Annotated in this window: 9 protein-coding genes; all 9 read left to right on the top strand. The window is 70.5% G+C overall.

What is annotated here, in order from left to right; translation table 11 throughout:
• Positions 1 to 136: 136 nt before the first annotated feature.
• The 9 genes from B3Z70_RS16860 to B3Z70_RS16820 all read left to right on the top strand — a co-directional run bounded on the left by B3Z70_RS16860 (position 137) and on the right by B3Z70_RS16820 (position 12,435).
• Complete coding sequence (locus B3Z70_RS16860) at positions 137 to 1,489, top strand: hypothetical protein (RefSeq protein WP_292045930.1); 1,353 nt, start codon at positions 137 to 139, stop codon at positions 1,487 to 1,489.
• A 54-nt stretch (positions 1,490 to 1,543) separates the two neighbouring features.
• On the top strand, positions 1,544 to 2,362 hold the full coding sequence (ccmI, locus tag B3Z70_RS16855; protein ID WP_292019941.1) for a c-type cytochrome biogenesis protein CcmI: 819 nt from the start codon (positions 1,544 to 1,546) through the stop codon (positions 2,360 to 2,362).
• Between the two features lie 58 nt (positions 2,363 to 2,420).
• A complete protein-coding gene (ccmE, locus tag B3Z70_RS16850) occupies positions 2,421 to 2,915 on the top strand; it encodes a cytochrome c maturation protein CcmE (RefSeq protein WP_292019943.1) in 495 nt (164 codons plus the stop codon).
• Positions 2,912 to 4,900: a heme lyase CcmF/NrfE family subunit gene (locus tag B3Z70_RS16845; RefSeq protein ID WP_292019944.1), complete on the top strand. Its 1,989-nt coding sequence runs from the start codon at positions 2,912 to 2,914 to the stop codon at positions 4,898 to 4,900. Before ccmE ends, B3Z70_RS16845 begins: the two co-directional genes overlap by 4 nt.
• Positions 4,897 to 5,403: a cytochrome c-type biogenesis protein gene (locus B3Z70_RS16840; RefSeq protein ID WP_292019946.1), complete on the top strand. Its 507-nt coding sequence runs from the start codon at positions 4,897 to 4,899 to the stop codon at positions 5,401 to 5,403. The genes B3Z70_RS16845 and B3Z70_RS16840 overlap by 4 nt, the downstream gene beginning before the upstream one ends.
• A gap of 107 nt (positions 5,404 to 5,510) precedes the next feature.
• Positions 5,511 to 7,052, top strand: a complete 1,542-nt coding sequence (locus B3Z70_RS16835; protein ID WP_292019947.1) for a Do family serine endopeptidase — start codon at positions 5,511 to 5,513, stop codon at positions 7,050 to 7,052.
• Between the two features lie 84 nt (positions 7,053 to 7,136).
• Complete coding sequence (locus tag B3Z70_RS16830) at positions 7,137 to 7,808, top strand: response regulator transcription factor (RefSeq protein ID WP_248117903.1); 672 nt, start codon at positions 7,137 to 7,139, stop codon at positions 7,806 to 7,808.
• Positions 7,809 to 7,953: 145 nt separating this feature from the next.
• Positions 7,954 to 9,375, top strand: coding sequence for a sensor histidine kinase (locus B3Z70_RS16825; protein ID WP_292019948.1), 1,422 nt, complete (start codon positions 7,954 to 7,956; stop codon positions 9,373 to 9,375).
• Between the two features lie 138 nt (positions 9,376 to 9,513).
• A complete protein-coding gene (locus tag B3Z70_RS16820) occupies positions 9,514 to 12,435 on the top strand; it encodes a bifunctional [glutamine synthetase] adenylyltransferase/[glutamine synthetase]-adenylyl-L-tyrosine phosphorylase (protein ID WP_292045928.1) in 2,922 nt (973 codons plus the stop codon).
• Positions 12,436 to 12,442 lie beyond the last annotated feature (7 nt).

Raw genomic sequence — 12,442 nt, 5'->3', positions numbered from 1 at the left:
GCACGGGCGCGTCGCCGGATGTGGCGGCAATATGGCGTGCCGCGGCCCGCACTCAAGGGGCTTGCCTTCGCCAAGTCGTTGTTAACCCGATTGGCCCACCGTGGGGTCTTGTGTCCTGGTCTCGACGGGAGCTTGCGTGTCGTCCCTGTCCCCCGCCCACCGCGCCGCCCTGACGGCGGTCGTCCAGGCATGTCCCGATGCGTCCCTGGCGCAACTGGGCGGAGCGGTCGCGGCCCTGCCGGGCGACAAGGCGGCGGAGTTGGCCGTCATCGTGGGCGAGGAGGCGCGGGATCGCGCCCGACGCGCCACCGCCTTCGCGCCGCTGCTTCCGCTGTTCCAGGCCCGCGCCGACGGCGTGCCGGCCCTGGTCTTTCCTCCAATGGTCTTGCCGCGGGTCTGGCGCGAAGCGAAGATCGGCGAAGAAGCCTTTCTGCCCCTGCTGGACGGAGCGGCGATCGTCGATGGGGAATGGACCCTGGCGGCGGATCGGCTGTGCGCGCGGGCGGCGGCGGTGTTGCGCGACCGGCCGCGCGGGGTCTGGCCGGAGTTTCAGCGCCCGCCCGACGGGGCGCCGCCGTCCACCCCGGCCGAACTGGCGGGCTGTTTCGACCTGACCCCGCTGGCCCGGACGGCCCTGCCGCGCCTGTCCGTCTGGCTGGAGCGGCCGGACGACAACCAGATGGCAGGCTTGCGTCTGTTGATCCAGGATTGTCTGGCCGTGGCCCCCGACGGCGGGCGGCGGATGATCGACATCCTGTTCGCCCATGTGGCGGACGCCGAGCGGATGCTGCGGGTGGTGGCGCGCACCAGCCGCCTGGCCGACCGGGAGGTGACGCTGAGTCATTCGGACATGGGCGTCTTCGTCGAGCGGCTGCTGGCCTCGGTCCAGGCGCGGGTCCAAGGCGTGGCGGCGCTGCGATCCTCTCTGACCGCCGACGCCATGCAGACGGTGGTGGACCAGGTCGGCTGGTGCGCCGGCGTCCTGGCCGAAATGGACATCACCTTGCAGATCCGCCCCGATTCCAGCTGGGGCAAGACGGCGCGGATGGCGCGGGTGCAGGTGTCGGGGCAGCTCTCGGGGCTGATGAAGTCGACGGCGGCGGCGGTTCACGCCGCCCTGCCGACGAAGCGCCGCACCATCGCCGGACGCATGACCCGGATGTCTCCGTGGCTGGAGGCGCCGGCGGACGGCGAGCCGATCGAGGCGGCGGCGGCGCTGCTGACGGCGGTGGCTGGCCTGCGCGGGGCGGCGGTGACCTTCGGCTGCGAGGCCGACCGCGCGGCGTTGAAGACCGAGATGACCGACTATCTGTCCACCTGGGCCAACGAGGCGCTGGACGGCGTGGCGGACGGCGAGGTCGACAACCCGGACCAGGCGCTGCGACTGGTCGGGATCGCCGCGCGGTTCCTGACGCTGATCGAGGCGCTGGAGGCGGCGCGCGCGGTGCGACGGCGCGCGGCGACCGCGGAGACCGCCCGACTGCCCTGATGCGCGTGAAAGGCGGCTCGCCCGGCGGCCATTGTTCGGCTAGATCCCTGAATCATGATCGCCTTCTGGATGATGACGGGACTGGCGGCGGCCCTGGCCGCCCTGTTGGTGCTGGCCGGCGCGCGGCGCGGGGCCGAACCGGCGGCGGACGTCGAGACGCACGCCGGATCGCGCGAGATCGAGGAACTGGACCGGCTGAAGGCGCGCGGCCTTCTGGACGAGGCCGCCTATTCGGCGGCGCGGGCGGAGGCGGGACGCCGGCTTCTGGCCATGACGGCGACGACGGCCCCCGTCGCGGGCGCCAGGGACAGGCTGTGGGTGCTGGCCGGGATCGGCGTGACGGTGGCGGGGGCGCTGGGCCTCTATGTCGCCACTGGCGCGCCTGGCCTGCCGGACCAGGGCTATGAGCGCAGGGTGGACGCCTGGTCGGCCGATCTGAATGGGCTGGAGCCGGCGCAACTGGCCGCCGTGACGGCCCGCGTCGCCAAGGAACGGCCGGGCGATCGCCAAGCCCTGGCCATGCTGGGCTCCGCGCGTTTCGCCGCCGACGATCCGCTGGGGGCGGCCTCGGCCTTTCGCCGGCTGATCGACCTGGACCCCAGGGACGCCCAGGCCTGGGCGCGGCTGGGCGAAAGCCTGGTGGTGGCCAACGACAACCAGATCGGCGGCGACGCCGAGGCGGCCTTCCGCCAGGCGCTGAACCTGGACCCCGATCAGCTGGGCGCGCGCTTCTTCCTGGGCGAGGCGGCGCTCAGGCGGGGCGACCGGACGGCGGCGCGCGACCTGTGGGCGCCCCTGATCGCGGCCCTCGATCCGGCCGATCCGCGCCGCCAGGATCTGGAACGCCGCCTGCCCGAGGCGAGGCCGCAATGACGCCTTGGTCGCGCCCGGCGCCGGGGCTATACGGCGTCGAACCGAAAAGGTCCGTCGCATGAGCTGGCTGCCCAGATCGCCAAAGGCCCGCCGTCGTCTGTGGGTCGTCGCCGCCGTGGCGCCGATCCTGGCGCTGGCGGTCGGCCTGTCGCTGTGGGCCATGCAGGACAGCGTGACCTTCTTCTATTCCCCGTCCGAGGCCACGGCGGACAAGGCGCCGGAGGGGCGCAACATCCGCCTGGGCGGCCTGGTCGAGGTCGGCAGCGTTCAGAAATCCGGCGACGGCGTGGTGGCCTTTTCCGTCACCGACAATGTGGGCGTGACCCGGGTCGTCTACCACGGAGACCTGCCCGACCTGTTCCGCGAAGGGCAGGGGATCGTGGCGCAAGGGTCGTTCGGCGCCGACCGCACCTTCCACGCCAGCCAGGTCCTGGCCAAGCACGACGAGAACTATATGCCGCGCGAGGTCGCCGACCGCCTGAAGGAAAAGGGCGAATGGCGGCCTGACGGCGCGCCGTCGCAGGGCGCCGCGACAAAGACCGTTCCCCTATGATCGCTGAATTCGGGGCCTTCGCCCTGGCGCTGGCCTTGGCGCTGTCGATCCTGCAGACGGGGCTGTCGGCGGCTGGGAGCGTGCGACGCAGCCCGGTGCTGGCCGGGGCGGCGCAAGGGGCGGCCCTGGCGGCGGCGGCGGCGGTCGCGCTCAGTTTCGCCGCCCTGATCTACGCCTTCGTCGTATCCGACTTTTCGGTTTCGAACGTCGCGGCCAACAGCCACACCGACAAGCCGATGCTGTACAAGGTGGCGGGCGCCTGGGGCAGCCACGAGGGGTCGCTTCTGCTGTGGTGCCTGGTCCTGACCGTCTTCGGCGGAGCGCTGGCGCGGGCGCGCGGTTTGCCGTTCGGGCTGAAGGCTTCGGCCGTGGCGGTGCAGGGGGCGCTGGGGTCGCTGTTCCTGGCCTTCGCCGTCTTCACCTCCAGCCCCTTCACCCGTCTGGACCCCGCGCCGTTCCAGGGGGCGTCGCTGAACCCCCTGCTGCAGGACCCGGCGTTGGCCGTGCATCCGCCGCTGCTCTATGCGGGCTATGTCGGGTTTTCGGTCTGTTTCTCCCTGGCCGTCGCGGCCCTGATCGAGGGGCGGGCGCAGACCGCCTTCTGGCCCGCCTGGGGACGCTGGGTGCGGCCTTGGGCCCTGGCCAGTTGGGCCTTTCTGACGGTCGGGATCACCCTGGGGTCGTTCTGGGCCTATTACGAACTGGGCTGGGGCGGCTGGTGGTTCTGGGACCCGGTCGAGAACGCCTCCTTCATGCCGTGGCTGGCGGGGGCGGCCCTGCTGCACAGCGCGGTGGTGACCGAGCGGCGCGGGGCGCTGGCGGGCTGGACGGTGTTTCTAGCGCTTCTGGCCTTCACCTTCTCCATGCTGGGGGCCTTCCTGGTGCGCTCGGGCGTGCTGACCTCGGTCCACGCCTTCGCCGTCGATCCGCAGCGCGGCATGATGCTGCTGGCCATCCTGGGCGTCACGGCGGGCGCCGCCTTCGCCCTGTTCGCGTGGCGGGCGCCGCAGTTGAAGGGCGGCGGCCTGTTCGCGCCGATCAGCCGCGAGGGCGCGCTGGTGCTGAACAATCTGTTCCTGACGGCGGCGGCGGCGACCGTGCTGCTGGGCACCCTGTATCCGCTGATCCTAGAGGCGGCGTCCGGCGCGACCATCTCGGTCGGCCCGCCCTATTTCGCCGCCACCTTCACGCCCCTGATGATGGTCGCCTTCCTGATCCTGCCGGCCGGGCCGCTGTTGGCGTGGAAGCGCGGCGATCTGCCCGGCGCCTTGCAACGACTGGCCGTGGCGGGCGGCATCGCCATTCTGTCGGCCCTGGCGGCATACGCCCTGTGGGAGCCGCGAAAGGCCCTGGCCGCCGTCGGCGTCGGCGTCGGGGCCTGGTTGATCGCGGGATCGCTGGCCGAGGTCGCCGAGCGCATCCGCCTGTTCCGCGCCGCCGGGGCCGAGACCTGGCGACGGACGAAGAGCCTGCCGCTGGGCGCCTGGGGCATGACCCTGGCGCATCTGGGGGTGGGGGTCTTCATCCTGGGCGCGGTGGTCGAGACGGGGTTCAAGGCCGAGGCCGCGCGGTCGCTGACCCTGGGCCAAAGCTTGTCGGCCGGGCCCTGGACGGTGACGCTGGACGACGTGCGGGTGGTCGAAGGGCCGAACTATCTGGCCGAACAGGGGCGGTTGACCGTGCGTCCCGCCGATGACCGGGGGCGGGCGACGACCGTCACGGCCGAACGCCGCTTTTTCCCTGCCGGCGGCCAGACCACGACCGAGGTCGGCCTGGATTTCCGGGTGCTGGACGACGTCTATGTGGTGATCGGCGAACGGGCAGGCAGTCCCCAGCAACCGGCCTGGGTCGTGCGCCTGTACTGGAACCCCTGGGCGCGGCTGATCTTCCTGGGGCCGGCGATCATGGCCCTGGGCGGGGCGCTGTCGCTGATGGATCGACGCCTGCGCCTGGGCGTGGGGCAAAGACGGCGGAAAACGGCATGAGGCGTCTGGCCGTCCTCCTGGCCGCGCCGATCCTGGCGCTGATGCTGACGGCGGCGGAGCCGCCCGCCGCGCCCGACCGACCCCTGGCCGATGCGGCGCAGGAAGCCCGCGCCCAGGCCCTGTTCAAGGACGTGCGCTGCGTCGTCTGCCAGCACGAGGCCATCGCCGACAGTCCGGCGGGCGTCGCCGGCGACATGCGCCGCCTGATCCGCGAGCAGATCGCGGCGGGCGCGACCGACCAGGCGGTGCGCGACGATCTGGTGCGCCGGTTCGGCGACTATGTGCTGTTCACGCCGCCGGTGCGAACGGGCACCTGGCTGTTGTGGTTCGGGCCGTTCGGGCTGGTGTTGTTGGCCGGGACCGCCCTACTGCTGCGCGCCCGTCGCAAGCCCGCCGAGACGCCCGGCCTGACGCCCGACGAGGAGCGGCGGCTGGACGAAGTTCTACGAAATGAGAAGCTTCGCCGCGATCCTGACGCAACCTCGCCTCACGACGGGCTTTAGTCGGGACCAACCATCGAACGTCGGCATTGGCGGAAAAGCCTTCCGGCCTATATCAATCGCGAAACCGGCGCCCGTCTGGCGCCGGACAGAGGATCGCAAGGACCACGATGCTGAAGCGCAAGGAGTTCATTCTCGGGGCCGCGGCCGGCCTGACCCTGGCGGCGGCGGCGACCGCCGGCGGCGTGATCAACTGGCCCGGCGCGCACGCCGAACCCCAGGCGGTCAACCGCATCACCCCGGTCCCGGCCAATGGCGACAGCTTCACCCCGCCGCCGGGCGCGCCCAACAGCTTCGCGACCATCTTCGAACAGGTGGCCCCGGCCGTCGTTCAGATCGACGTGACGGTCAAGGTGGACCAGCCCCAGGGCGGCGCCTTCACCATTCCCGGCCTGCCGTTCCAGTTCGTGCCTCCGCAAGGGCGCGGCGGTCAGGGCGGCGACGAACCGCAGACGACCCAGGGCGCCGGCTCGGGCTTCTTCATCTCGCAGGACGGTTTCATCGTCACCAACAATCACGTCGTCGCCGACGCGACCGAGATCAAGGTCAAGATGTCGGACGGCCGCGAACTGCCGGCCCGCCTGATCGGCCGCGACGCCGGCACAGACCTGGCGGTGATCAAGGTCGAGGGCAACGACTTCAAATACGTCAGCTTCGAAGAAACGGCCCAGCCCCGCGTGGGCGACTGGGTCATCGCCATCGGCAACCCGTTCGGCCTGGGCGGCACGGCCACGGCGGGCATCGTCTCGGCCAAGGCGCGCGACATCGATCCGTCGGGCTACAACGACTACATCCAGATCGACGCGGCGATCAACCGGGGTAACTCGGGCGGCCCGACCTTCGACATCTATGGCCGCGTCATCGGCGTGAACTCGGCCATCTATTCGCCCACCGGGGGATCGGTCGGCATCGGCTTCGCCATCCCGGCCGAGACGGCCAAGGCGATCACCGAGCGGCTGATGCGCGGCGAAACGATCGAGCGGGGCTATCTGGGTGTCCAGATCGGCAACCTGACTGACGAGTACAAGGAAAGCCTGGGACTACCGGCGACCACGAAGGGGGCCTACGTCGTCGAAGTCACGCCCGACGCCCCGGCGGCGCGCGCAGGACTTCAGCCGGGCGACGTCGTGGTGAACCTGAACGGTCGCGCGATCGAAGGCTCCAGCGAACTGACCCGCGCGGTCGGATCGGCCAAGCCGGGCGATACCTTGCGTCTCGAACTGCTGCGCGAGGGCCGTCGCCAGACGGTCAACGTCCGTGCCGGCACGCGTCCTGCGAACCTCGAAGTCGCCGGAACGGAAGACGGCGACGGCTCCAAGACGCCGTCCAATCCCGGCGCCGCCACAGGCGAGGTCGTCGAAGGCCTGACCGTCGCGCCCGTCACGGGTGCGCTGCGCGGCCGCTTCGACATCCCCGAAGGCGTTCAGGGGCTGGTGGTGACGAACGTGAGCCAGCAATCGCGCGCCGGTCGGCTGGGCTTCCAGCCGGGCATGGTCATCCTTCAGGCGAACGGGCGCAGCGTTGGATCGACGGCCGACCTGAAGAGCGCCGTGGAAGCGGTGAAAGGCGCGGGACGTCCTGGTATTCTGTTGCTGGTCCGCACCCCGCGTGGGAACAGCCCCATCGTTCTGCCGCTGCAAGACAAGAACTGATCGGCATTCTGACCAAGCCTTAACTCGTCAATCGCCGCCGATGGGCTAACATCGGCGGCGATTTTGATTCCGGGAGGGGTTTCGATGCGGATTCTGGTGGTCGAGGATGACGCCGAGGCGGCGACCGCCATGGTGCGGGGCCTGTCCGAGGCGGGGCACGAGGTGACCCATGCGGTGGACGGCGCCTTCGGCCTGCTGGAATCGCAGAAGGGCGGCTACGACGTCTATGTCGTGGACCGGATGATGCCGCGTCTGGACGGCGTCGGCATGGTCGAGACGGTGCGCAAGGGCGGCGATCAGACGCCGGTCCTGTTCCTGTCGGCCCTGGGCGAGGTCGAGGATCGGGTCACGGGGCTGAAGGCCGGCGCCGACGACTATCTGGTCAAACCCTACGCCTTCGCCGAACTGATCGCGCGGGTCGAGGCCCTGGCGCGCCGGCGCGAGACGGGCGGGGTGCAGACCGTGCTGAAGGTCGGCGACCTGGAGATGAACCTGATCGGCCGCACTGTGCATCGCGGAACGACCGAGATCGACCTGCAGCCGCGCGAGTTCCAGCTGCTGGAGTTCCTGATGCGTCACGCCGGTCAGTCGGTGACGCGCACCATGCTGCTGGAGAAGGTGTGGGAATACCATTTCGACCCCCAGACCAACGTCATCGACGTCCACATCAGCCGCCTGCGCTCCAAGATCGACAAGGGCTTCGACAAGGCCATGCTCCAGACCGTGCGCGGCGCGGGGTATCGGTTGGAGGCGTAACCTCGGGCGTGAGTGGTGATTGGTGAGTAGGCAGGGTCGCAGCGAGAAGCGGCCGCCAACACGGCTTATCTTTCTGAACCGCTTTGACCATTTCCGCCGTTCACATATCGCTACTCACCCATCACGAGTCACCGCTCACGCCTTCATGCGCCTCCCTTCCGTCCTTCGTCGCACGCCGTTTCGGCTGACGCTGCTGTTCCTGGCGCTGTTCGTGGCGGCGGCGGGGGCGATACTGGCCTATGTCTATTTCGCCTCGGCGTCGGAGGCTCAGGGGCGGGCGAGGGCGGATGTGGAGGGCGAACTGAGCGCCCTGACCGCCATTCACCGCACGCGCGGGATCGACGCCCTGAACCAGGCGCTGGTCGAACGCACCATTCGCGGCGGGCCGTATCTGTATCTGCTGACCGCGCCTGACGGACAGATCGTCACCGGCAATCTGTCGGTCATGCCCTTCGACCTGAAGGAGCCGCCCCAGGTCGGACGGGGCGAGTGGAGCACCTTTCGCCTGACCAGCGCCGACGACGACGGTCGGGTGCAGAACCGGCGCTCCATCGGCGTGGTGATGCCGCTGGCGGGCGGCGACACCCTGTTCGTGGGCGAGGACATCGGCGGCATCGAGGCCTATCTGGCCCGCCTGACCCAGGCGCTGTGGGGCGCCATGGCCCTGGTCATGCTGCTGGGCCTGGCGGGCGGGCTCTACATCAGCCGTCGGGTGGAGAAGTCGATGGCCGGGCTGAACCAGGTCGTGCAGGCGGTGCAGGAAGGCGACCTGAAGGTCCGCGCCGCCGTGCGCCACACCGGCGACGAACTGGACGAACTGGGGCAGGGGCTGAACACCATGCTGGATCGGCTGGAGGCGTCCATGGCCTCGATCCGACACGCCGGCGACGCCATCGCCCACGATCTGCGCTCGCCCCTGACGCGGATGCGGGCCAAGCTGGAGGTGGCCCTGATCGACGCCGAGGCGGGCAAGATCGACGGGGTGGACGCCCTGGGCATCGCCCTGGACGAGGCGGATCACCTGCTGAAGACCTTCAACACCGTCCTGGCCATCGCCCGGCTGCAAGCCGGCGGCGCGCCCGATCCGAAGGTGATGGACGCCGCCGACCTGGCCGCCGACATGGCCGAGCTTTACGAACCGGCTGCCGAGGACAAGTCCATCGACTTCTCCGCCGAGATCGACCGGGGGCTGACGATCGAGGGCAACCAGCCCTTCCTGGCCCAGGCCCTGGCCAATCTGATCGACAACGCCATCAAATACACCCCGGCCGGGGGGGCGGTGAAGCTGAGGGCGCGTCGGCGTTCGTCGGGCGAGATCGAATATTCCGTCACCGACACCGGGCCGGGCGTGCCGGAGGAGGACCGCGAGCGGGTGGTCCAGCGGTTCGTGCGTCTGGACAACAGCCGCACCGAGCCGGGCTCGGGCCTGGGCCTGTCGCTGGTGACGGCGGTGGCCGAAGCTCATGGCGGCCGGGTCGTGCTGGACGAAGGCCCCGGCGCCTATGGCGACTTCGGCCCGGGCCTGCGGGTCGCGCTGGTGTTGCCTGCTGCCTTGGCCTCGACCTGATTCCGCTCATCCCCGCGAAAGCGGGGACCCAGTTCTTTGGGCGTGCGGACTTGTGGGCCGTGTTGGGATCGTGGTCCAACACCCTGCCGAGCGACAGCACTGGGTCCCCGCTTTCGCGGGGATGAGCGGAAGATTTGAATGCCTGATCTCAAGTCCAAACCCCTGTTTCAATCCCTCGCCCCCGCCGGCCCCGTCGCGAATCCCGCCGCCGCCGATCGTCTGCACGACACCCTGACCGAGGTCGCCGCGGCGGACGGCTGGTCCGAAACCCTGACCGCCGCCTGGCCCGCCCTGGCTCCCGTCGCGGGCGCGTCGCCCTATCTGACCGGCCTGATGCGCCGCCGTCCGGCCCATCTGCGCCGACTGCTGGAGGGCGATCCGGCCGAGAGCCTGGCTCGGATCCTCGGCGAGGCCGATGCTCTGGACGGCGAACCCGACGATGTGCGCGCGCCGTTGCGGGTGCTGAAGGCCGATCTGCATCTGCTGACGGCGCTGGCCGATCTGGGGGGCGTGTGGGATCTGGACCAGGTCACACAGGCCCTGTCGAAATTCGCAGACGCCGCCTGCCGCGCGGCCCTGCGCGCCGTCGCCGCCGAGCAGAGGGCGCGCGGTCGGCTGATCTCCCCGCCCGACGATTCGCGCGGTCCCGTGCCCGGCCTGTTCGGCGTGGCCATGGGCAAGCACGGCGCCAATGAGCTGAACTATTCCTCCGACATCGACATCTCGCTCTTCTTCGAGCCGCGCCTGACCACCCTGGCCCTGGCCGAGGGGGTGGAGATGCAGGATTTCGCCAATCGCGTCGGCAAGGGGGTCGCGACCCTGCTCAGCGAGCGGACGGCCGACGGCTATGTCTTCCGGGTCGATCTGCGATTGCGGCCCGATCCGTCGTCGACCCAGCCGGTGGTCGCCGCCCCCATGGCCCTGGCCTATTACGAAAGCGTCGGCCAGAACTGGGAGCGGGCGGCCTTCATCAAGGCGCGGCCGGTGCTGGGCGACCTGCGCGCGGCGGGGCGGTTCCTGAAGGCGCTGGTCCCCTTCGTCTGGCGGCGCAGCCTGGACTATGCCGCCGTCCTCGACATCCAGGCGATCAAGCGCCAGATCCACGTCCACAAGACCGGCGAGGGTCTGGCCGCGGCGGGCGCCAATCTGAAGCTGGGGCGCGGCGGCATCCGCGAGATCGAATTCTACGCCCAGACGCAGCAGCTGATCCTGGCCGGACGCGATCCGGCCCTGAGGACGCCGCGCACCATAGAGGCGCTCTACGCCCTGGCCGACGCCGGCCATATCCCCCGCGCCGTCGCGGGCGAACTGTCGGCCGCCTATGTCGAACTGCGCGGTCTGGAGCATCGCGTGCAGATGCTGGACGACGAACAGACCCACCGCCTGCCCGAGGACGCCGAACGCCGCGCCGCCGTGGCCGCCCTGGCCGGCGGGTCGGACCTTTCGGCCTTCGACGCCCATGTCGAGGCGCTGCTGGCGAGGGTCAACGCGCGTTATGGCGAACTCTTCGAGGGCGGCGAGGATCTGGATTCCAGCTATGGCAGCCTGGTCTTTACGGGCGTCGAGAACGACCCCGAGACGCTGGAGACCCTGAAGCGGATGGGGTTTTCCGAGGCGGCCTCGGTCGCCGACACCATCCGCGCCTGGCACCACGGCCGCATCCCCGCGACCCGCACCGAACGCGGGCGCGAACTGTTCACCCGCCTGGCGCCGCGCCTGCTGGAGGCGGTGGCGCGGTCCGGCGCGCCCGACGACGCCTTTCGCCGGTTCGCCGTCTTCTTCTCCGGTCTGACGGCGGGGGTGCAGGTCCAGGCCCTGTTCCTGAACCAGCCCAAACTGTTCGAGATGGTGCTCGGCGTGATGGCCTTCGCCCCGCGCCTGGCCCGCACCCTGGGGCGCCAGCCGGCGGCCTTGGACGGGGTGCTGGATGCGCGCTTCCTGACCGACCTGTCCGACGACACCGGCCTGACCGAACAGATCCTGCGCGAGGCGGGCGAGACCGAGGATTTCGAGGGGGCCATGAACGCGGTGCGCCGACTGCACCGCGAACAGATGTTCCGTATCGGCATCCACGCCCTGACCGGGCGGGCGGGCACCGAAGCTGCCGGCCGGGCCTACGCCGCCCTGGCAGATGCGGCCATGCGGACCCTGTCGCCGGCGGCCCTGGCCGAGACGGTGCGGCTGGGCGGCGCGTTTCCGGGCGCGGTGGCGGTGGTGGCGCTGGGCAAGGCCGGCTCGCGCGAGATGACGGCCGGCTCCGACCTGGACCTGATGACGCTTTACGAGGCGCCGCCCGAGGCGACATCGACCCTGAAGGACTGGACCGCCGATGTCTTCTACGCCCGTTTCACCCAGCGGCTGATCGCGGCCCTGTCGGCCCACACGGCGGAAGGGGGTCTTTACGAAGTCGACATGCGCTTGCGGCCCACGGGGTCGAAAGGGCCGGTTTCGGTGCGTCTGTCGGCGTTCGACGCCTATTACGCCAAGGAGGCGGAGACGTGGGAGTTCATGGTCCTGACCCGCGCCCGCGTGGTCTGGGCCAGCGATCCGGCCTTTGGCGAGCGTGTCGGGGCGGCTATCGAGGCGGCCCTGCGCCGTCCGCGCCCCGGCGTCGATGTCGCCGCCGATGTGCGCAGGATGCGGGGACTGATGGACCGCGAGCGTCGTCCGCATGGCTTCTGGGATTTGAAGCTGTCGCCCGGCGGACAGGTGGACGCCGAGTTCGCGGCCCAGTTCCGCCAGCTTCAGGCCGCCGCCATCGGCGAACCGCTGACCCTGTCCACGCTGGAGGCGCTGCACGACGATCCGGTCCTGGCCGAGGCGTGGCGGGTGCAGCAGCGGCTGGCCCATCTGCTGGCCGCCGCCTTCGAGGGACGGGTCGACCCGGAGGCCGAGCCGTCGGTGTTCCAGCTGCGTCTGGCCGAGGCGGCGGGCGCGCCCGATTTCGAGACGCTGAAGACCGAACTGACGGACCTGCGCGTGCGCGCCCGCAAGGCCTTCGAACGCGCGGTTCCGGCGGGTCGCGACGGAGATTCGGAGACGCTGCGTTCAATCTCCTGACAGGGCT

Origin of the sequence: Brevundimonas sp. UBA6550 (genome assembly GCF_002434505.1) — a bacterium.
Taxonomy (GTDB): domain Bacteria; phylum Pseudomonadota; class Alphaproteobacteria; order Caulobacterales; family Caulobacteraceae; genus Brevundimonas.
Note: the sequence above shows the minus strand (reverse complement) of the source record. Positions and strands in the feature narration are given on the sequence as shown.